This window comes from Paraburkholderia sp. A1RI_3L, assembly GCF_048957895.1.
Taxonomy (GTDB): Bacteria; Pseudomonadota; Gammaproteobacteria; order Burkholderiales; family Burkholderiaceae; genus Paraburkholderia; species Paraburkholderia kururiensis.
Genome location: NZ_JARCHA010000007.1, coordinates 308915 through 329446, shown reverse-complemented (window position 1 = coordinate 329446; position 20532 = coordinate 308915). Strand labels below are relative to the sequence as shown.

Annotated in this window: 19 protein-coding genes and 1 pseudogene; 13 read left to right on the top strand and 7 right to left on the bottom strand. The window is 65.7% G+C overall.

Annotation, left to right across the window (positions count from 1 at the left end; all coding sequences use genetic code 11):
- The first annotated feature begins 103 nt into the window (after positions 1-103).
- Both PXJ20_RS20615 and PXJ20_RS20610 read left to right on the top strand, forming a co-directional pair.
- The gene (locus tag PXJ20_RS20615; RefSeq protein WP_026121570.1) at positions 104-1585 is read left to right on the top strand and encodes a sensor domain-containing diguanylate cyclase; all 1482 of its coding nucleotides are present in this window, start codon (positions 104-106) and stop codon (positions 1583-1585) included.
- Between the two features lie 317 nt (positions 1586-1902).
- Positions 1903-2469, top strand: a complete 567-nt coding sequence (locus tag PXJ20_RS20610) for a DUF4142 domain-containing protein (protein ID WP_421032072.1) — start codon at positions 1903-1905, stop codon at positions 2467-2469.
- A 226-nt stretch (positions 2470-2695) separates the two neighbouring features.
- On the opposite strand, the gene PXJ20_RS20605 is transcribed toward PXJ20_RS20610, so the two are convergent.
- The gene (locus PXJ20_RS20605; protein ID WP_421032071.1) at positions 2696-4813 is read right to left on the bottom strand and encodes a phosphocholine-specific phospholipase C; all 2118 of its coding nucleotides are present in this window, start codon (positions 4811-4813) and stop codon (positions 2696-2698) included.
- 93 nt (positions 4814-4906) lie between these two features.
- Positions 4907-5194: a hypothetical protein gene (locus PXJ20_RS20600; protein ID WP_421032070.1), complete on the bottom strand. Its 288-nt coding sequence runs from the start codon at positions 5192-5194 to the stop codon at positions 4907-4909.
- Positions 5195-5741: 547 nt separating this feature from the next.
- On the opposite strand from PXJ20_RS20600, the pseudogene PXJ20_RS20595 reads away from it, so the two are divergent.
- Positions 5742-6482, top strand: a pseudogene (locus PXJ20_RS20595) (GNAT family N-acetyltransferase); the annotation flags it as partial.
- Between the two features lie 130 nt (positions 6483-6612).
- Complete coding sequence (locus tag PXJ20_RS20590) at positions 6613-7200, top strand: LysE family translocator (RefSeq protein WP_421032069.1); 588 nt, start codon at positions 6613-6615, stop codon at positions 7198-7200.
- Positions 7201-7361: 161 nt separating this feature from the next.
- Here the strand turns inward: PXJ20_RS20590 and PXJ20_RS20585 are convergent, their stop codons facing one another.
- The 5 genes from PXJ20_RS20585 to phnF form a co-directional block, all read right to left on the bottom strand.
- Positions 7362-8246: an AraC family transcriptional regulator gene (locus tag PXJ20_RS20585; RefSeq protein WP_413215118.1), complete on the bottom strand. Its 885-nt coding sequence runs from the start codon at positions 8244-8246 to the stop codon at positions 7362-7364.
- Positions 8247-8401: 155 nt separating this feature from the next.
- Positions 8402-9217, bottom strand: coding sequence for an alpha/beta fold hydrolase (locus PXJ20_RS20580; RefSeq protein WP_413215119.1), 816 nt, complete (start codon positions 9215-9217; stop codon positions 8402-8404).
- Positions 9218-9307: 90 nt separating this feature from the next.
- Positions 9308-9868 carry a phosphonate metabolism protein/1,5-bisphosphokinase (PRPP-forming) PhnN gene (phnN, locus tag PXJ20_RS20575; RefSeq protein ID WP_413215120.1) on the bottom strand — a complete coding sequence of 187 codons (561 nt, stop codon included), beginning with the start codon at positions 9866-9868 and terminating at the stop codon, positions 9308-9310.
- Positions 9865-10659: a DUF1045 domain-containing protein gene (locus PXJ20_RS20570; protein WP_413215121.1), complete on the bottom strand. Its 795-nt coding sequence runs from the start codon at positions 10657-10659 to the stop codon at positions 9865-9867. The genes phnN and PXJ20_RS20570 overlap by 4 nt, the downstream gene beginning before the upstream one ends.
- On the bottom strand, positions 10656-11414 hold the full coding sequence (phnF, locus tag PXJ20_RS20565) for a phosphonate metabolism transcriptional regulator PhnF (protein ID WP_017775363.1): 759 nt from the start codon (positions 11412-11414) through the stop codon (positions 10656-10658). Before phnF ends, PXJ20_RS20570 begins: the two co-directional genes overlap by 4 nt.
- 206 nt (positions 11415-11620) lie before the next feature.
- Between phnF and phnG the strand changes: the two genes are divergently transcribed.
- From phnG to PXJ20_RS20520, 9 genes are all read left to right on the top strand, one after another.
- Positions 11621-12136: a phosphonate C-P lyase system protein PhnG gene (gene phnG, locus PXJ20_RS20560; RefSeq protein WP_421032068.1), complete on the top strand. Its 516-nt coding sequence runs from the start codon at positions 11621-11623 to the stop codon at positions 12134-12136.
- Positions 12137-12159: 23 nt separating this feature from the next.
- Positions 12160-12801, top strand: a complete 642-nt coding sequence (phnH, locus tag PXJ20_RS20555) for a phosphonate C-P lyase system protein PhnH (RefSeq protein WP_026121567.1) — start codon at positions 12160-12162, stop codon at positions 12799-12801.
- Positions 12801-14039 carry a carbon-phosphorus lyase complex subunit PhnI gene (locus tag PXJ20_RS20550; RefSeq protein WP_421032067.1) on the top strand — a complete coding sequence of 413 codons (1239 nt, stop codon included), beginning with the start codon at positions 12801-12803 and terminating at the stop codon, positions 14037-14039. The genes phnH and PXJ20_RS20550 overlap by 1 nt, the downstream gene beginning before the upstream one ends.
- On the top strand, positions 14026-14934 hold the full coding sequence (locus tag PXJ20_RS20545) for an alpha-D-ribose 1-methylphosphonate 5-phosphate C-P-lyase PhnJ (RefSeq protein WP_126878659.1): 909 nt from the start codon (positions 14026-14028) through the stop codon (positions 14932-14934). The genes PXJ20_RS20550 and PXJ20_RS20545 overlap by 14 nt, the downstream gene beginning before the upstream one ends.
- On the top strand, positions 14931-15701 hold the full coding sequence (phnK, locus tag PXJ20_RS20540) for a phosphonate C-P lyase system protein PhnK (RefSeq protein ID WP_126878660.1): 771 nt from the start codon (positions 14931-14933) through the stop codon (positions 15699-15701). The genes PXJ20_RS20545 and phnK overlap by 4 nt, the downstream gene beginning before the upstream one ends.
- A 49-nt stretch (positions 15702-15750) precedes the next feature.
- Positions 15751-16608, top strand: coding sequence for a phosphonate C-P lyase system protein PhnL (locus PXJ20_RS20535; RefSeq protein WP_421032066.1), 858 nt, complete (start codon positions 15751-15753; stop codon positions 16606-16608).
- 65 nt (positions 16609-16673) lie between these two features.
- A complete protein-coding gene (locus tag PXJ20_RS20530) occupies positions 16674-17807 on the top strand; it encodes an alpha-D-ribose 1-methylphosphonate 5-triphosphate diphosphatase (RefSeq protein WP_017775356.1) in 1134 nt (377 codons plus the stop codon).
- 377 nt (positions 17808-18184) lie between these two features.
- Entirely contained in the window at positions 18185-18964 is a 780-nt protein-coding gene (locus tag PXJ20_RS20525) for an ABC transporter substrate-binding protein (protein ID WP_017775355.1), read from the top strand.
- Positions 18965-19253: 289 nt separating this feature from the next.
- Positions 19254-20369 carry a succinylglutamate desuccinylase/aspartoacylase family protein gene (locus PXJ20_RS20520; RefSeq protein ID WP_421032065.1) on the top strand — a complete coding sequence of 372 codons (1116 nt, stop codon included), beginning with the start codon at positions 19254-19256 and terminating at the stop codon, positions 20367-20369.
- Positions 20370-20532 lie beyond the last annotated feature (163 nt).

Sequence of the window (20532 nt, the reverse complement as noted above, 5' to 3'; positions counted from 1 at the left end):
CTTGCGCGCCGTGCTGCCGTTAACCAAACGATAACGATGCGAGCGCGATGCCCCTCGAACCGGTAGCATCAGCATCCGAACCTACCCGTCCCTACCGACCGCCATGCAACCAGGCTCCCCCACCCCTCCGGCCAGCTTCGAAACGATGGGCGTCGCCCTGTTCGATTTCTTCGACCTCACGCCCACCTCGCTGTGGCTCGAAGATTACAGCCAGCTGCGCGCGCTCTTCGACGCCTGGCGCGCCGAGGGCGTAACGGACCTGCGCCGCTTTCTGGAAGAAGACACGAAGCGGGTGGCCGCGTGCTCGGCGTGCATCCGCGTGCTGAAGGTGAACCGGCATACGCTCGCGCTCTACCGCGCGCAGTCTTTCGAAGAGTTGGTGTCGCGGCTCGATCACGTGCTGCGCGACGACATGCTGGAAGCGCACGTCGACGAACTCGTGCAGATGTGGTCGGGCAAAACGGCATTCGAAAGCAAGAGCGTCAACTACACGCTCGACGGCCGGCGCCTCGACATTCTGCTCAAGGGCGTGATCCTGCCGGGGCACGAGGCGCAATGGGACCGCGTGCTCGTGGCCATCGACGACATCACCGAACTCGAAGACGCGCGCCGCCGCGCCACGGCAAGCGAGCAGTACGCGCGCGGCGTGTTCGAGTACTCGCCGGTTTCGCTCTGGATCGAGAACTTCTCGACCATCAAGATGCTGCTCGAAGAAGTGCGCATGCAAGGCATCACGGACTTTCGCACGTTCACCGACGTGCACCCCGAGTTCGTGGAGCGCTGCATGGCCGAAATCCAGGTGCTCGACGTCAACCAGCACACGCTCGGCATGTTCAAGTCGCCGGACAAGGCGACGCTGCTCTCGCGCCTGCCCGACGTGTTCCGCGACGACATGCGTCCGCACTTTCGCGAGCAGCTGATCGACCTGTGGGAGGGGCGGCTCTTCCAGCAGCGCGAAGTGGTCAACTACGCGCTGGACGGCAACGAGGTCAACGTGCACCTGCAGTTCTCGGTGTTTCCGGGGCACGAGGGACATTGGGACCTCGTGCTGCTCGCGCTCACAGACATCACGGCGCGCAAGAAGGCGGAGATGTACCTCGAATATCTCGGCAAGCACGACGTGCTCACCAAGCTCAAGAACCGCTCGTTCTACGTGGACGAGTTGAACCGGCTGGAACGCAAGGGGCCGTTCCCGGTAAGCGCGATCATCGTGGACCTCAACAACCTGAAGGCCGTGAACGATCAGCTCGGGCACGCAGCGGGCGACGCCCTGCTGCGCCGCGCCGGCGAAGTGCTCGGCAAGGCGGTGCAGAAGCCGTTCCAGACGGCGCGCATCGGCGGCGACGAGTTCGCGGTGCTGATGCCCGGCGCCGACGCGCGCGACGCCGAAATGGCAATGGAAAGCATCGTCAAGCTCGTCGAACTCAACAACCAGTTCTACACGGGACCGCGGCTCAGCTTCTCAATGGGCAGCGCGACCTGCGAGAAGGGCACGCGACTCGAAGACATGCTGCGTGCCGCCGACAAGGCGATGTACGAGAACAAGCGCAACCACTACGAAGCGGTGAACAACCTGGGGCGATAGGGACGATAGGGACGCATGACGGCGTGGCGCGTTATGTGATTCAAGCGCCCGCCTACGATACGACGTGTGCCTGAACGCGAAGGCGTGAACATCGATGCGTAGCCGCGCATGCGTTCGTTCGACCGCATCGCTCGCAGCGTTACCGCAGCGTTACTCGTGGTTACACAAGCCACATGAGCGTTTCACCTCGGCCCTGCGGGCGCTTCTAGAATCCCTCCGGCAATTCGCGTGGCGCGAAGCGGTGCTGCATCGGCAAGTTTTGAACGGCCGTCAGCACTGCCCTCGCGCCCTGCCCTTCATCCTCACACGGAGAATTCATGACCCGCTTGCCTCTCGCCCTCGCCGCTCGTTCTGCCGTCTGTGTCACCACGCTTCTCACCGCCTTCGCCGGCACAGCCCACGCACAGCAGCCGCAATCACCGGCCGACGCCCCGAAACTCCACGCATCAGACGAAGCGTTCGTTGCCGATGCCACCAAGGGCGTGTCCACGCAGATCGACGCCGCGCGCATCGCCACCGCGCGCTCCACCGACCGCGACGTCAAGGCCTTTGCCGAACGCGTGGCGAGCGACGACGCGAAGGTGTCCGCCGCGTTGCGCGCCGCCAGCCCGCGTGGCGTGGACGTGCCGAAGAACGACCCCGACGTGGCGGCACTCGACAGCGTGAAGAACCTGCGCGGCGCCGACTTCGACAAGGCCTACATCGAACAGGTCGCGCTGGGCGGCGGACAAAAAACGCTCTCGGCGTTCCAGGCGGAAATCGCTTCGGGACGCAACGAGCCGTTGAAGGACGCCGCACGCAAGGCGCTGCCCACGATCCAGCAGCACTACGCGATGGCGCAGGAACTGGCGAAGCGCAAGCATCTGCCCGAAGGCGCGCAGTGAGGTGAATGGCACACGGCGTGTCTGACGCAGGCTTGAATGAACCTGCACCGCCGTGTGCATGAATCGAACAACTGCTGCAACAAAGTTCATGGCAACCGATGCCACCATGAACTGAAGCCGTTACGGCACATGCACCGGCAGTGCACCGTAACGGCTTCACAACCTGCACTCAAACGCCGGGCCAGGCCCAGCGGGCAGTAACCTGCATCACATCAAACCCGCGCCCTCAAACCGTGGCGATCCCCGGATCGCTGACGCTCGGGCGCCCCGTCTCTACGTGACCGGCAAAGCGCTGCAGGAACGCGCTGTCGCCGTTGTCCACCACGGAGAGGTCATACCATCCGTGGCTGCCGCGCAGGTCCCAATAGTCTTCCACGTGATCGCCGGGCTTCACCGTGAACACACGCGGATAACCCGTGCCGTACGCGTTCGTCACCGTGATGTGGCGCGCGGCGGTGCCGCGATTCACGATGCGCAGCGAGACGTTGCCGTTCGCCACGTCGTAGCCCGTCTGCACTTCGAGGCGTGCGTGGCGGCCCTTGCCCGCTGCGGTCGACACCGAATAGTTGCCCTTGAACTCGCGCAGGAAACCGTTCGGGCCATGCACGGCGAAGTCGTAGACGTCGTCCGTGGAAGAAAGCGGCGTCCATGCGGTCGAAAGTTTCTTGCCGGCTTCAACGGTGTAGGCCCACGGTCCGTCGGTGCGGCTTTGCGAGGTCACGTAGAACGCCGCGCCCACCTCGCCACGGTTGAAGAACTCGAGGCGGAAGCGTCCGCTCTCGCCTTCCGCGTGACCGTGCACGAACAGCTCGTAAGGCAGCGCGCGCGCCGGACGCAGCCCGCGCTCCTGACGCGGCAGCGACTGCACGAGCGGCGGCAGCGGAATGTAGTCGGGATGACGCAGACGGTCGGGCGGCGCATAGCCCGTGGTGTCGGGCAACTGCGGCCACGAACCGTTCGGATTCGCGAAGTTGAACGCCGTGGTGAGGTCGCCGCACACCGCGCGACGCCACGGCGTGATGTTCGATTCGGGAATGTTGTACTGGCGGCCGAAGCGGCGTTCGATGAAGCGGATCAGCGACGTGTGGTCGAACACCTGCGAGCAGAGCCAGCCGCCGCGGCTCCACGGCGAGACCACCGTCATCGGCACGCGCACGCCGAGGCCGTAGGGACCGGCCTGGTTGCTCGAGTCGCCGGCATAGATCTCGTTGGCCGTGCTCACCGTGGAGGCACCGTTCCCGTTCGACGACGGCGCATACGGCGGCACCATGTGATCGAAGAAGCCATCGTTCTCGTCGTAGGTGATGAAGAGCGCCGTGCGGCTCCACACTTCCGGGTTCGACGTCAGCACCTTGAGCACCTGTTCCACGTACCACGCGCCGTAGTTCGCGGGCCAGTTGGGGTGCTCGGTGTAGGCCTCGGGCGCCACGATCCACGTGACCTGAGGCAGCGTGCCGTTCGACACGTCCTGTTGCAGCACGTCGAACAGCGTGCCGCCCGCGCTCACGTTCGTGCCCGTGCGCGCCTTCTCGTAGAGCGGCGAGCCGGGCTGCGCGTTCTGGTACTGGTGGAAGTACAGGAGCGAGTTGTCGCCGTAGTTGCCGATGTAGGGGTTCTGCGTCCAGCCCCACGAGCCCGCTGCCGTGAGCCCGGTACCGATGTCCTGATAGATCTTCCACGACACGCCGGCCTGCTCCAGCACCTCGGGATACGTGCTCCAGCCGTAGCCGGCTTCGGCATTCGAGATCACGGGGCCGCCGCCCGAGCCGTCGTTGCCCACCCAGCCCGTCCACATGTAGTAGCGGTTCGGATCGGTCGGGCCCATCAGCGAGCAGTGGTACGCGTCGCAGATCGTGAAGGCGTCGGCGAGCTGGTAGTGGAACGGAATGTCGTTGCGCGTGAGGTACGCCATCGTCGTGGTGCCCTTGTGGGGAACCCAGCCGTCGTAGCGGCCGTTGTTGAACGCGCCGTGCGTGTCGGTCCAGCCGTGCGGCAGGTCCTGCACGAACTGCATGCCGAGGTTCGGCGCATCCGGATGAAACGGCAGCAGATAGCCGCCCACGCCGTTCGGCTGGTACCAGACCGACTTGCCGTTTTGCAGGGTGACGGGCCGCGGATCGCCGAAGCCGCGCACGCCGCGCATCGTGCCGAAGTAATGATCGAACGAGCGGTTCTCCTGCATCAGGATCACGATGTGGCCGACGTCTTCGATCGTTCCCGTGGCGTTGTGAGCGGGAATGGCGAGCGCATCGCGAATGGTTTGCGGCAGCGCGCCGAGCATCGCGGCAGCACCGGCCGAGCCGGCGGCAAGACGCAGAAAGTCACGACGATTCTTCGAGGTCATCTTGTTTCGTCCAGAGGTAGGGGCAAGCTTCAACGGAAAAACAGAGGTCCGCTCGCGTCGGTACGGCACGCGCCGAGCGGCTCTGCGCAACGGTTACTGCGCGTAGTGCATGACGGGTGAGGCGAGGCCGTCGGCGGAAGGCGCCGCGGCCTGAAGCTGGGCGTTGGCCGCGGACTGCAAGGCCTGGGCAGGCGGACTGCCCGTGTTGTCGTTCGCGGCCGTGCCGTTGCTCGCGCTTTCGTTGTTCGCGTCGCTTGGCCCGCAGGCGGCGAGCGAAACAGAGAGCAGCGTGGCCGCGAACCATGCAAGCGGGGAACGGCGTAAGGCGATCGCGCGGCGCGAATTCACGCGCGACAGGGGCCGCAGGAGTGGTACATGCAACGTATGCAACCTATGCAACGCACGCGATGCATACGACTCGTTCGACACCGTCGGCATTCGCGTAAGCGGTCTTGAGCTTCCGTTCATCTTGTTGCCCTGGCTTCTGGTGGGTGTTCGTCGGTCCGGGTCGCTCCGGGTAGGCCCGGGTGGGTCCTGCCTGGTGTGCTTTCTTGCGGCGGGTCCGGTCGATTGGATGGGCGTGACGCTCGCCCAGAGCGTCACGTCGTGATTGCTGCTCCAGCCACTGCCGAATGGCGGGCAGCATACCGGCGCGACCGTGTCACCTTCGTGAATCCGGTAAGGGGTGAATCGGCGCGCGAACCGTGTGGCAAGGGTCTCAGCGGGTTCAGCTTGCAAGGCGTTACCTTTTGTTACTCTTTCGCTGCCGCCAGGTCAGTGCTTCGAGTGCATGGCCAGGGTACGCGCCGAACGGATGAAAGCCGCGTTCGTGGCTCCGAATGCGCGGCCCGTGGGTCTTCAACGCGGCCCGCGACGACGCTAGAGTTTTCCGTTTTCTACTTGCCGCATCGAACCGAACGGGCCTGCCATGTCTGCACCTACCAACGCGCCTTTGAATGCGCTGATGAACGAATACGGACAACCCATCGGCGAGCCGGTGCCAGGCTGGTCGGCCCGCCCCGTGCCCGAAGCGGTCACGCTCGAAGGCACGTACTGCCGCCTTGAACCGCTCGACGCCGACCGTCACGCCGCAGACCTCTACGCGGCCTATCACGCCGCAGCCGACGTGCGCGACTGGACTTACCTGGCGGTGGGTCCGTTCGAGCGCCCGGAAGACTATCGGCGTCACGCCGAAGCCGCGGCGCAGAGCACCGACCCACGCCACTACGCCGTGATCGACCGCAAGACGGGCAAGGCCGTGGGCTCGCTGGCACTCATGCGGATCGAACCCGCGCATGGCGTCATCGAGGTGGGCCACGTCACGTTCTCGCCGCTTCTCAAACAAACGCCGCTCTCGACAGAAGCGCAGTTCCTCCTCATGCGCTATGTCTTCGATACGCTCGGCTACCGTCGCTACGAATGGAAATGCGACAGCCTCAATGCGCCCTCGCGCAAGACGGCGGCGCGGCTCGGCTTCCAGTTCGAGGGCATCTTCCGGCAGGCCATCGTCTACAAGGGACGCAACCGCGACACGGCCTGGCACTCGATCATCGACAAGGAGTGGCCGCTGCTGAAACAGGCCTTCGAAGCGTGGCTCGCACCCGCGAATTTCGACGACGCGGGACGACAGCGCCAATCGCTAAGCGAGGTGCGCGCGGAGCATTCGCAGGGCGCGTGATCTGTCCGTCCACGCGCGACGCCTGCCTCTGAGCGCCCAGGGCAATTTTCTTCAATACGCGCGGCCTGCCCGCCGGTACCTTGCGATCTCGTTCTTCCAGCACGCAAGGTATCGGCGCCTCATGAGCATCTATCTTTCCATGGCGGCCTTCGCGCTCGCCACGTCCGTCACGCCCGGTCCCGTCAACATCGTGGCGCTCACGAGCGGTGCACGCTACGGCTTGTCCGCGAGCCTCAGGCACGTCACGGGCGCCACGGTGGGCTTCACCGCGCTGCTCGTACTCACGGGTCTCGGGCTGCATGAACTGCTGGTGCGATGGCCAGGCGCCACGCATGCGATCCAGTGGGCAGGCGTCGCGTTCCTGCTCTACATGGCCTTCAAGCTCGCCACGGACGACGGCCGGCTCGACACGGCGGACGCCATCCAGGCGCCCTCGCTGCTCTCCGGCGCCACGATGCAGTGGCTCAATCCGAAGGCATGGCTTGCGTGCCTCTCGGGCATGGGCGCCTACGCGGCCTATGGTGGAAGCAGCCGGGTATGGGAATTCGCGGCGATCTACTTTCTGATCTGCTACGGGTCGATCGCGAGCTGGGCGTATGTCGGGTCGTTTTTGAGCCGCTATCTGCGCGACGTGCGGCGTGTGAGGCTGTTCAATCGTTTGATGGCGGTTTTGCTCGCCGCGAGTGCGGTTTATCTGTTGATGGCCTAGTTCTTCAGCCGCTGATGCAGCGTCCGCTCGCTCAAGCCATCGCGTGACGGAAGCGCTGTTCACGCGACTTGCCATCGCGCTTCGCTATTCGCGATCCGCTATTCGCTATTCGCTATTCGCTATTCGCTATTCGCTCACGATAGCGTCGAATAGCACGACGCTCAGGCTTCCTGGCCCACGCGCATCGCCGCCCGATATTGCCCCGGCGTAGCCGCAACATACTGCCGGAACGCGCGTTGCAGATGCGCCTGGTCCGCGAAGCCGGCGTCGATGGCGACGTCCGCAATGGCGCGGCCGCGCTTGAGCTGCGCGCGGCTGTAATCCACGCGCCGGTTGACGAGCCACGCGTGCGGCGTCATGCCGTAATGCTGCTTGAACGCGCGGATCAGATAAGACGGCGACAGGTCGGCCGCCGCGCAGATTTCGTCGAGCCGCAGTGCACGCGTGCAGTGCTCGCGGATGTAGTCGGCCGCGCGCGCCAGCTTGAGGTTCCCCTCGTCGGCACGCGAAGGGGCCGGGTTGAGCGCGCGATGCAGGTTCGTGAAGAAGTCGATCACCGCGCCGTGCTTGTGCAACAGATCGCCGTGCGGATCGGTCAGCGTCGCATAGAGGCCGTTGAGTCCGGCATACAGATGCGGCGCGGTGGTCCACGTGGTGGCAAAGCCGCGATAACCGAGGTTGTGGCTGAAGCCGAGTTCGCGCTGCAGATTTGTGAGCCACTGCACGTCCACATAGATCATGCAATAGGACCATGCCTCGTCGGCCACAGGGTTGCACGCGTGAAGCTCTTCCGGGTTCACGACCACCACCGCGCCCGCGCCAATCGGTTGGAGCGACGTGCCCTTCGAGCCGTTCAGGTACGTGCTGTGCCCGCCCGTGACGGCGCCAATGGAAAACGTGTCGTGCGTGTGGCGCGTGTAGCAGACCTTGCGGCCATCCCGCACCGAGCGCGCCTCGACGAAAGGCAACGCGGCATCACGCCAGAACCTGGGCGTGGTGGCATCGTCCTGTGGCACGGCGTGAATGCTGTTCGTATGCGTCGTCATGGATGGCGGATCGAGTGCGGATAGATAAAACGCTGCTACACGGATGCAGGCAAGCCTGGAAGTCAGGTGAAAATCAGCTGGAAGCAGCCGGGAGCGGGTCGACCCATTTTATCCGCGACCCGCGGCACGCGCGAATGGCTCGCATGCGCTCAGGGTTAGTCGCCCAGTTGAGCGAGCCGTTCAAGAAACCTCTGCAGTACGCGATTAAACGCGCGAGGTCGCTGCAATGGCGCGAAATGGCTGACGTCGGGCAGCACGATCCATTGCGCGCCTGGAATGCTGCTTGCGAGATATTCGGCGTGCTCGCGCTTGATGAACTCGTCGTGCTCGCTGTGGATGATCGCCACCGGTACGCGGATTTTGGCAAGGTCCGCGGCCGTGTAGTTCGGCTCGGTGCGCATCATCTCGGTCACGGCGGCAACGAACGCGTCGAAGTCGTCGGGCGTGGCGGAGAGCGCGGCATAGTCGAGCGCGTGCCGCCGAAAGCAGCGGTCGATCACGTCGGTCGGCACGAAGGGCTTCGTGCCGCTCGGGTCCATGTTGCAGCCGAAGAAGAACACGCCTGCAACGCGCTCGGGCGCCTTCATCGCGAGGATCAGGGCGATGCAGGCACCGTCGCTCCAACCCACCACGGGCGCGCGTTGGATATGCAACGCGCTCATGACGGCGAGCACGTCCGACGCCATGCGTTCGTAGGTGAACGGACGCGCGTCGCGCGTGCTGCGTCCGTGGCCGCGGCTGTCGATCAGCAGCACGGAGCGCCCGGCCGCGACGAGATCCGGCACCTGGTATCCCCAGTTGCCGCCATGGCCGAGGCCGCCGTGCAGCAGCACGACCGGCGCGCCGCTGCCATGCAGCGCGTAGCGGATGCGGGCGCCGTCGTGATCCACGTAGCCCTCGTCCGCGGCGGCGGGCAACGTTGGCGCACCGTGTGCTTCGAAGCGGAGCAGGTCGTCGTCGAAGGTTTCCATGTCGAGGTTCCTCGTTGCGTGATGGGCTGTACCTCTACGACGACGAACGAGCCCCTTCCGCTTCGACCGCGACGGGAAGATTTTTTGCGTTCAGCCGGCGATGCGGCGCACGACCTCGACAAACGCGCGCCCTGCTTCATGCAGCGAGCCGGAGTTGTCGATGCGGGTCAGCGCGACGCCCGCCGGCGTACAGAAGGGCGCCTCGCGCGCGAGACGTGCCGCGACCTCGGCAGCGGTCTCGCGCCCTCGCGAGGCGAGCCGCGTAGCCAGCACGTCGGGCGCGGCTTCTACATGAACCACGTGCAGTTGCGCGTACCGCTCCAGCGCGCGGTCCAGATATGCACGGGAACCGTTCACGACCACCGTGCAGCCGCGCGCGAGCCACGCGTCGAGTTCGATACCGATCCCGTAGCGCAAACCGTGACTGGCCCATTCGAGCGCAAAGAGTCCGAGCAATGAACGTGCCTCGAATTCCGCGGACGTGAGCGGCACATGGTTCTCGCCGTTGCCGCTGGGCCGCGTGATGTAGCGGTGCGCAAACAGCACGCGCGGCTCGTGCAGATGTTCGCGCGCGAAGCCGAGCAGCGCGTCTTTGCCCGCCCCGGAGGGGCCCATCACGTAGATCAGGCTGCCGTAGTTGCCCTTCGTCATCGGCTTCGCGCTCCGTTGGCCGTGGCGTCGATGTGTGCCGTGATGCAAGCGCCCGCGAACGGCAGGCGCTGCCACAACACGAACGGTGCGCCCGGCGCGGGTTCGACGAAAAGCGCGGCGCCGTGCACGGGCAACGCGCCGAGTTGCGGCACGCGCTGCGCCCACCAGGCGCACAGCGTGTCGCGTTCGTGGGCGTCGTCGAGCGAACTGGACAGCGTCATGTGAAAGCGAAACTCCTCGAACACGTACGGATAGCCCCACGCATCGAGCAGCTCGCGCTGACGCGGCGTAAGCGGCGCTTCGTGACGGCGGGCGAGATCGGCCGCGGCGAGTGGTGCACGCAGCGGCGCAAGCGTTCGCAGGGCATCGGCAGCGAGCGCGCGCATCTGCGCGTCACCTTCCGACGTGGCCGGACGAAGCGCGACGAAATTGCCGAGCGTGGCGGCCTCGGCCTGCAAGTCGAAGCCGGTCTGACGCTGTGCCCATCTGCACGCGGCCTCGAATGCCTGATGAGACGCAACACCAGGCGCGAGACGGAAAGGCGGCACCAGCGTGCCGTGCCAGCCGTAGCGGCGCGGTGCCTTGGTGAGCGCTCGCAGCGGGTGCTGCAAAGCCGGCGGCTGGGGCGCGGCGAGCGTCACATCGACTTCAGGATCGCGGCCCAGCCACGCGCACCCTTCGGCCCACCAAGGCGACTCGCGCGGCGGCGCGTAATACAGCGCGAAGCGCGCTTCAGAAGACCATTGCGCGTGCGCGTTGCCTGCAAACCCTGCTGCGGCCCCCGCGCTCATAGCTCGTTTTCCACGAGCAGTTGCACGCGATCCGCAGCGAAGTGCGTAACACCGTACTTGATCGGCGTGCCATCCGGATCCACGTCCACGTTCTCGACCCACAGCACCGGCTGCTGCCGGTTGATGTTGAGCCGCCGCGCCACCTCGGCATCGGGCAGCACGCTGCCGATGCGGCTCCACTTGCGCAGGTAGTCCGTGAGGCCGTATTCGGCAAAGGCCTTCGTGCTGCCGCCCGCGCGATCCATGACGGCGGGCAGGTCGGGAAAACGCGCCGCCGGATACCAGCTGCGTGCGTAGGTGAGCGGCACACCGTCAGACTCGTGCAGCGTTTCCATGCGATAGACCAGCGCGCCCGCACGCAGCCCCAGCGCCTTCGCCACCGCAGGGTCGGCCTTCACGCGCGAAGACGACAGCACCTTGCCCGCCGCCGCGTGATGCTGCTGGCGCAGGTTCTCGGTGAAGCGCGTGCGGCGGCCGATCGTGTAGTCGATGGCGCCAGGCTGCACGAATGTGCCGCGCCCCTGCTCCACGCTGACGAGCCCTTGTGCCGCGAGTCCGAGCATGGCGCGCCGCACGGTATGGCGATTGACGTCGAAGCGCCGCGCGAGTTCGCCTTCGCTGGGCAGGCGCCCGTCTTCACCGAAGCCGCGCGCCGCGATTTCAGCGGCCAGAATCTGCTCGATCTGCCGCCATACCGCCACGCCCGCGCCGCGTTCGAGCTGCGTGCCCCGCGTTGCTTCGTCGGTGGATGTCATGGTGCTGTCATTCCCCCAGGTTCAAATAATCGACCTCGCATTGTAGTGCGCAGCGCGTGATGGAAGTATGAAACGCCACGCCTCGCAGAACAGGCGCAATTCTACATCTAAACGTCTAGACGTTTAGATGAATAGATGGTCAAATGGCGGCACTGCATGCCCCCCGCCCGTTTCGACACACGGCATTGCGCCAGAGAGGATCGTCGATGAACGCAACGTCTGCTGAACCTACCCAACCCACGCCTTCAGCGCGGCGCCAATGGATGGCCGTGCTTGCCCGCACGTCTCGCTCCGAACTCGAAGCGGCCCTTGTCCGTGCGCTCGAAGGGCAGCCGCGTCCCGCCTACGACTGGCTGCGCCGGCCCGAGACCGGGCTCGCGATGGTGCGCGGTCGCGTCGGCGGCAGTGGCGACGCATTCAACCTGGGCGAAGCCACGGTCACACGCGCCACGCTACGACTGCGCAGCACGAATAGCGACACATCGAGCGACACGCCAGCCGACGCTGCGATCGGCGTGGCATGCCATCTGGGCCGCGACAAGCGGCGTGCGGAACTCGCGGCGCTTGCCGACGCGCTGCTTCAATTGCCCGATCGGCACGCGCAACTTCACGCGCAGTTGATTGAACCGCTTGCGGCACGCATCGCCGCAGCGCGCTCGGCGCGTGAACAGGCGGTGGCCTCCACGCGTGTCGAATTTTTCACCATGGTGCGGGGCGACTGATGAACGAACCGACTGCAACGAATATGGCTCACCCGACAGCGAATGCGGCGCAGATTGCGCTTTCCGCCTTGACGCCCGGCTTCGCCGATCCCGTTCACGACACGCAAGCGGTCTTCCGCACGCTGCTCGACGCTCTCTCGCGCCCCGGCAGAATCGGCACGATCGAAACGCCGCTGCCCTCCGCGGATACCTCGGGCAGCCTGCGTTCGCGCGCCGATCTTGCCGCGTTCGCCGCACTGCTTGCCCTCTGCGATTACTCCACGCCGGTCTGGCTCGCGCAGCCCGACGCGGTGCTGGGTTCTGCGCTGCGTTTTCACACTGGCGCGCCGCTCACTGAAGAGGCGCACGACGCCGCATTCGCCTACGTGCACGACGCGGACACGTTGCCGTCGCTCGAGCGCTTTTCGCTGGGGGAACCGGAATCGCCCGAACACGCGGCGACGCTGCTGATCCGCGTCACCGCGCTCACGGGCGGCACGCGGGTCGTGCTGCGCGGCCCCGGCATCGAGCATACGCACACCATCGCACCCGTTGGCCTGCCCGCACGCTTCTGGCACGAACGCGCCGCGCTGGGCCCGCTCTTTCCTTGCGGGATCGACTGCTACCTCGTCTGCGGCGCAACGCTCATCGGCTTGCCGCGCACCACGCTCGCGGAGGTGAACTGATGTACGTCGCCGTCAAAGGAGGCGAGCGCGCCATCGAGGCTTCATGGCGTCTGCTCGACGAGGCACGTCGCGGCGACACGCGCGTCGCCGAACTCAGCGTGCGGCAGATTCGCGAGCAGTTGCGTCTTGCCGTGGCGCGCGTGATGACCGAAGGCTCGGTCTACGACGAAGAACTGGCTGCGCTCGCCATCAAACAGGCCGCGGGCGACCTGGTGGAAGCGATCTTTCTGCTGCGCGCGTGGCGCACCACGGTGCCGCGTTTCGGCTACACGTTGCCCATCGAAACCGAAGCGATGCAGATAGAACGCCGCATTTCGGCTACGTTCAAGGATGTGCCCGGCGGTCAGTTGCTGGGCGCGACCTACGATTACACGCAGCGTTTGCTCGATTTCGCGTTGCTGGCTGAAGGTTCGGATGAAGAAGGCAATACGGTTCACGCAACGGACGCGTCGCAAGATGCACGCCCCCCTCTGGAAAGCATGAACACCCGCCACGCGCCCGCCGCCAGTTCCATGCCTCGCGTCGTCGCGCTGCTGGATCGCGAAGGCCTGATCGAGCAGGAAGTGCCCTCGCCTGCGGGCCGTGAGCCCGGCGACCTCACGCGCGAGCCGCTCGCATTCCCCGCAGATCGCGCCACGCGTCTGCAAAATCTCGCGCGCGGCGACGAAGGCTTCCTGCTCGCGATGGGCTACGCCACGCAACGCGGCTACGCGAATTCGCATCCGTTCGCGGGCGAGATCCGCTTTGGATCGGTAGACGTCGAGATGGTGCTCGACGAACTGGGCGAGGCGGTGGTGATTGGCGAAATCGACGTCACCGAGTGCCAGATGGTGAATCAGTTCGCGGGCAGCAAAGACGTACCGCCCACCTTCACGCAAGGTTACGGCCTCGCGTTCGGACACGCGGAACGCAAGGCAATGGCGATGGCGCTCGTGGACCGCGCGCTGCGCGCCGATGAACTCGGCGAGCCGATCGAATCGCCCACCCAGGACGTGGAATTCCTGCTCTCGCACAGCGACAACGTGGAGGCGTCGGGCTTCGTTCAGCACCTGAAGTTGCCGCACTACGTCGACTTCCAGTCGGAACTCGAACTCGTGCGGCGGCTACGTGCCGAGCAGCGGGCTCAACACGATGCCTCACACATTGCGCCACGAGAAAAGGAACACGCCGTAGCACACGTCGCACGCAGCGAAAGCGAACACGAAGCAGACAAGGAGCAAGCGCATGAACGCGCCTGAAACACTGTCGGGCCCAGCGTCGCACGACGCAGAAGGCTACAACTTCGCCTACCTCGACGAGCAGACCAAGCGCATGATTCGCCGCGCCGTGCTCAAGGCCGTTGCGGTGCCGGGCTACCAGGTGCCGTTCGCATCGCGCGAAATGCCGCTGCCTTTTGGCTGGGGCACAGGCGGCATCCAGGTGACGGCGTCGATCATCGGTCGCCACGACACGCTGAAGGTGATCGATCAGGGCTCCGACGAAACGACGAATGCGGTCAATATTCGCCGCTTCTTCGCACGCACGGCGGCGGTGGCCACCACGCGCAAGACCGCGGACGCCACGATCATCCAGACACGCCATCGCATTCCCGAAACACCACTCACCGAGAAGCAGATTCTCGTCTACCAGGTGCCCATGCCCGAGCCGCTGTTCCGGCTCGAGCCTCGCGTGGCCGAAACGCGAAAGATGCATGCGCTTGCGGACTACGGCCTCATCAGCGTGAAGCTCTACGAGGACATCGTGCGCCACGGCAGCATTGCGACCACCTACGACTACCCCGTGATCGTGAACGGCCGCTACCTGACTTCGCCCTCGCCCATCCCCAAGTTCGACAACCCGAAGATGCATCGCAACCCTGCGTTGCAGCTCTTCGGTGCGGGGCGCGAACGCCGCATCTACGCGATTCCGCCGTACACGAACGTGCGCAGTCTCGACTTCGACGATCACCCGTTCGAGATTCAGCGCTGGGAGCATGCGTGCGCGCTGTGCGGATCGCGCGAGAGCTTTCTCGATGAAATGATCGTGGACGACGAAGGCACGCGCATGTTTGTCTGCTCGGACAGCGACTATTGCCACACGCGCCGCGAGTCCGCTGAAAATTGCGCGAACACCGCGACAGGAGACGCCGCATGAAACCGCTCCTCAGCGCACGTCATCTTACGAAGCAGTATGGCGGCCGCAACGGCTGCCGCGACGTGAGCTTCGATCTGTATCCCGGCGAGGTGCTCTGCATCGTGGGCGAATCGGGTTCGGGAAAAACGACGCTGCTCAATGCACTCGCGTTGCGCACGCCCTCCGACGCGGGCACGCTGCACTACACCACCGCGCACGGCGACACGCTGGACCTGTTCGCGCTTTCCGAACCGCGCCGCCGTCTGCTCATGCGCACCGAATGGGGTTTCGTGCAGCAGAATCCGCGCGATGGACTGCGTATCGGCGTCTCGGCCGGCGCCAACATCGGCGAGCCGTTGATGGCGGTGGGCGCGCGCCACTACGGGCAGATTCGCGACAACGCCACGCAATGGATGACGCGCGTCGAACTCGACCCTTCGCGCATCGACGAGTTGCCCACCGCGTTTTCAGGCGGCATGCAGCAACGGCTGCAGATTGCACGCAACCTCGTGACGGGCCCCCGCCTCGTGTTCATGGACGAACCCACCGCGGGCCTCGACGTCTCCGTGCAGGCACGCCTGCTCGATCTGCTGCGCACGCTCACGGGCACGCTGCATCTTTCGGTGCTGATCGTCACGCACGACATCGGCGTGGCGCGACTGCTCGCGCATCGGTTGATGGTCATGCAAGGCGGCGAGGTGGTGGAGTCCGGCCTGACCGACCAGGTGCTCGACGATCCGCAGCATCCGTACACGCAGACGCTCGTTTCGTCCGTGCTGCCCGTATGACGCACGCCCTGCACTGTCTACTGGAAATACCGGAAACCGGAATGTGCCCATGACTTCTACTCTCACGGAACCGCAAACGCAGACCACGGCGCACGACATGGCCCGCGCGTTCGCCGACCGCCCCGCGCTCATGCTGCGCGCCGTCGGCGTGCACAAGACCTTCACGCTGCACGGCCAGGGCGGCATCGAAATCGAAGCGCTCGCGGGCGTGTCGCTCGACGTCGCGCGCGGCGAGTGCGTCGTGCTGGTCGGCCCTTCGGGCGCCGGCAAGAGCACGCTGCTGCGCTGCCTGTATGGCAATTACCTCGCGAGTGCGGGCATGATTGCCGTGCGCTGCGGGGCGGCAGTCGATGGTGCCGAATCCGCGGCTGAAGACTCGACGCGCACGAACCCCGCCGCACACTGCATCGCCATCACGAACGCCGAGCCGCGCGACGTGCTGCATCTGCGCCGTCACATGATGGGCTACGTGAGCCAGTTCTTGCGTGTGATCCCGCGCGTGCCCACGCTCGCGCTCGTCGCGGCGCCGCTCGTGGCGCGCGGTGTGCCCCAAGACGAAGCCGAGCATCGCGCCGCCGCGCTGCTCGAGCGGCTCAACATTCCGAAGCGACTGTGGCCGCTCGCGCCCGCCACGTTTTCGGGCGGCGAGCAACAGCGCGTAAACATTGCGCGCGGTCTGATCGCGCAACATCCGCTGCTGCTGCTCGACGAGCCCACGGCGTCGCTCGATGCCGAAAATCGCGACGTCGTGGCGGATTTGATCGTGGAAGCGCGCGAGCGCGGCGCGGCAATTGTCGGTATCTTCCATGACGAAGACACGCGCCTGAAAGTGGCCACGCGACGCCTCGAATTGCAGCCGCCTTTGTCTTGCGGCGCGAACGCACTCACACTGGCCGCGCTGCATTGAGCGACACGACTATGCCGAACGAAAGCGGTCCTGCATACGCGGCCCGCAGAACAAGGAGCCAACCGATGTTGATCAAGAACGCTCGCATCGTGACGCGAGACGAGGTATTCGAAGGCGTGGTGCGCATCGAGGACGGCACGATCCGCGAGGTCCAGCGCGGCACCACCTCGGCGCCCGAAGCCGAAGACTGGGCCGGCGACTACCTGCTGCCCGGCCTGATCGAGCTTCATACGGACAATCTCGAAAAACATCTCGCGCCGCGCCCCGGCGTGCAATGGAATACCGACGCCGCCTTCGTGATTCACGACGCCCAGGTGGCCGCCGCAGGCATCACGACCGTGTTCGACGCGCTCGCCATCGGCACGCGCCTTTCGGTGGGCGTACGCGGACGCGACGTGCAGATGCGCTGCGCGGCCTCGCTGGAACGCTTCGCCACGCGGCAACTGCTGCGTGCCGAGCACTTCCTGCACCTGCGCTGCGAAATCGCGACCGAAGACGTAGTCGAGCTGTTCGACGAACTGTGCACGCATCCGCTGATGCGGCTCGCGTCCGTGATGGATCACACGCCTGGCCAGCGCCAGTGGCACGACCCCGCGCAATGGCGCCGCTATCAGGAACGGCACGGCAAATGGACCGACGAGCAGGCGGCCACCATGCTCGCCGAACTGGCCGACGAACAGCAGCGTTTCGCCGACACGCATCGCCATCAGATCGTTACGCGCTGCAAGGCCCGCAACATTCCGGTGGCAAGCCACGACGACACGCTCGTGGAACACGTCGAGCAGGCCGCCGCCGAGGGCGTCGCGATCTCCGAATTTCCGACCACACGCGCAGCGGCGCAGGCCGCGCGCGAACGCGGCATCGCCACCGTGATGGGCGCGCCGAACGTGGTGCGCGGCGGCTCGCATTCGGGCAACGTGTCGGCGCTCGAACTCGCGCAGGCGGGCCTGCTCGACATCCTCTCCTCGGACTACGTGCCCTCCAGCCTGCTCACCGCCGCCTTCGAACTGGTCCACAAGGCCGACTGGAGCCTGCCGCGCGCACTGGCCACGGTCTCGTCGGAGCCCGCGCGCCACGCCGGTCTGACGGATCGCGGCGCGATCGAGCCGGGCCTGCGGGCGGACATGGTGCGCGTGACCATGCTCGATGCGCTGCCCGTTCCGCGCGCCACCTATCGCGCCGGCCAGCGCATCGTTTGAGCACCGCGGGGCATGAGCAGAGGCGCGCGCGACATACGTCTGGCATAAAGTCGCAGCCGCGCCTCTAGAGCGACCTTTCGGGACGCCTTCATCGCGTGCCGCCCTGCCGCATCGCAACAGGCTTGTAAAGCCCGCCACGCACGGCTGTCGCGCCCGCGCAAAAGAAGCCGTGCTGCGCCGTGTCGCGATCTGCCTTGGCCGCGCCATCCGGTATTACACTAGCTCCGCTTTAATTTTGACTTGGTAAGCTTGGCGCGCTCTGCTGGCCGCCGGCCGGCGGCCATAACAGGGGCCGGGCGCGACAGGCGCCACCCTCCGCCCTGCGGGCGGCACAACCGCGCGCATGGCTATTCGAACCACTCCGAGGAGTAAAAACAGTGAAAAAACTGCTTGCGGCCGTGACGGTTGCCCTGCTTGCCCTTTCGGCGGGCGCCCATGCCAAAGACTGGACGACGATTCGTTTCGGCGTCGACGCCAGCTACCCGCCGTTTGAATCGAAGGCCTCCGACGGCAAGCTGGTCGGCTTCGATATCGACCTCGGCAATGAAATCTGCGCGCGCCTGAAGGCCAAGTGCGTCTGGGTGGAAAACGACTTCGACGGCATGATCCCCGCACTGAAGGCGAAGAAGTTCGACGGCGTGCTGTCGTCGATGTCCATGACGCCGCAACGCGCCGAACAGATCGCGTTCTCGTCGAAGCTCTTCAACACGCCGACGCGCCTCGTCGCCAAGAAGGGCTCGGGCATCAAGCCGACGCCTGAATCGCTCGCGGGCAAGACCGTGGGCGTCGAACAGGGCACGATCCAGGAAACGTACGCGAAGACCTACTGGGAGCCGAAGGGCGCCAAGGTCGTGCCGTATCAGAACCAGGATCAGGTCTACGCCGACCTGCTGTCGGGTCGCCTTGACGCAGCGCTGCAAGACGCCGTGCAGGCCGACATCGGCTTCCTGAAGACGCCGCGCGGCGCCGGTTACGAGTTCGTGGGCAAGGACCTCGTCGATCCGAAGATTCTCGGCAACGGTGCCGGCATCGGCCTGCGCAAGGAAGATACCGACCTGAAGGCGAAGATCGACAAGGCGATCGCCGACATCCTCAAGGACGGCACCTACAAGAAGCTCGAGAAGAAGTACTTCGACTTCGACGTGTACGGCGGCTGATTCCGCGGTTCTCCGCGCTGTTCTCCCTACAGCCGGCTGCGGCACACGCCGCACCGGCTGCACGGACCGGCCGCGTGAACCAGCAGTACGCAAACGGGCTGCGCGATACGCGCGGCCCGTTTTGTTTTGGCGCGCCGTATCGCCGCAAGCGCGCCTGAACCAGGCCCCAGGCGCGACTCATCGCGGCACGCTCCGCACAGCGTGCCCATATCGGCTAAGATCGGCGGATTCCCTCAACGCCACCTCAACTGTCTTTCGTGCGGCACGCGCTGCACGGACCCCATCGATCATGCAGACCAAGAACCATCCGCTGATTTCGCCGACGCTCGGCACCGCCCGCCAGATCACGAGCTTCCACTACGGCCCTGCCGGCGGGCAGAAGATCTACATCCAGTCGTCCCTGCACGCCGACGAACTGCCGGGCATGCTGGTTTCGTGGGCACTGCGCCGCAAGCTCGCCGCGCTCGAGGCCGCAGGCAAGATGCGCGGCGAAGTGGTCGTGGTGCCCGTACCGAACCCGATCGGCCTGAACCAGCACGTGCTGGGCCACCTGGCGGGCCGCTTCGAATCGAACACGGCGCAAAACTTCAATCGCAACTTCTACGATCTGGCCGCGCTCGTGCTGCCGCATATCGAAGAGCGCCTCACCGGCGACGTGGAGGCAAACCGCAACGCCATTCGCGCGACGATGCGCGAAGTGCTCGATGCGCAGCACCCGAAAACGGAACTGGATTCGCAACGCCTCGCGCTGCAACGCCTCTCGTACGACGCCGACGTCGTGCTCGACCTGCATTGCGACTGGGAAGCGGCGCTGCATCTGTACACGAACCCCGACCTCTGGGACGACGTGGAGCCGCTCGCACGCTATCTCGACGCGAAGACGTCGCTGCTTGCGCTCAACTCCATCGGCAATCCGTTCGACGAGATTCACAGCTTCTGCTGGTCCGATCTGCGCGAACGCTTCGGCGACCGCTTCCCGATTCCGAACGGCTCGATCTCCGTCACGGTGGAACTGCGCGGCCAGGCCGACGTCTCGTACGAACTCGCGGACAAAGACGCGCAAGGAATCATCGAGTACCTCACGCTGCGCGGCGTGATCGACGGCACGGCCGCGCCGCTGCCGCCGCTCGCGTTCGACGCCACGCCGCTCGCCGGCACGGAGCCCATCGTCGCGCCGGCGAGCGGCGTGCTCGTGTTCCGCGCGATGTACGGCGAGTGGGTGGAAGCGGGCACGGCTATCGCGGATATCGTCGACCCGCTCACGGACGAAATCACCACACTCAAATGCACCGTGAGCGGTGTGCTCTACGCGCGGCATCGTGCACGTCTTGCGACGGCGGGCATGGAAGTGGCGCGCGTCGCCGGCGCAACGCCCATCCGCACGGGGTCGCTGCTCTCGCAGTGAACGTCGCGGGCGCCGTTCATAGGCGGTGCCCGTTATTGGGGTGACTCTGCGGCTCAACGCCACGCCTCAATCCAACCCCTTATCGCATCGCATGACCCGATGGCCGGCTTCGGTATCCCGCCGGCCATCGCGCTTCATCCGTCCTGCCTTCCCTCGTCGCCTC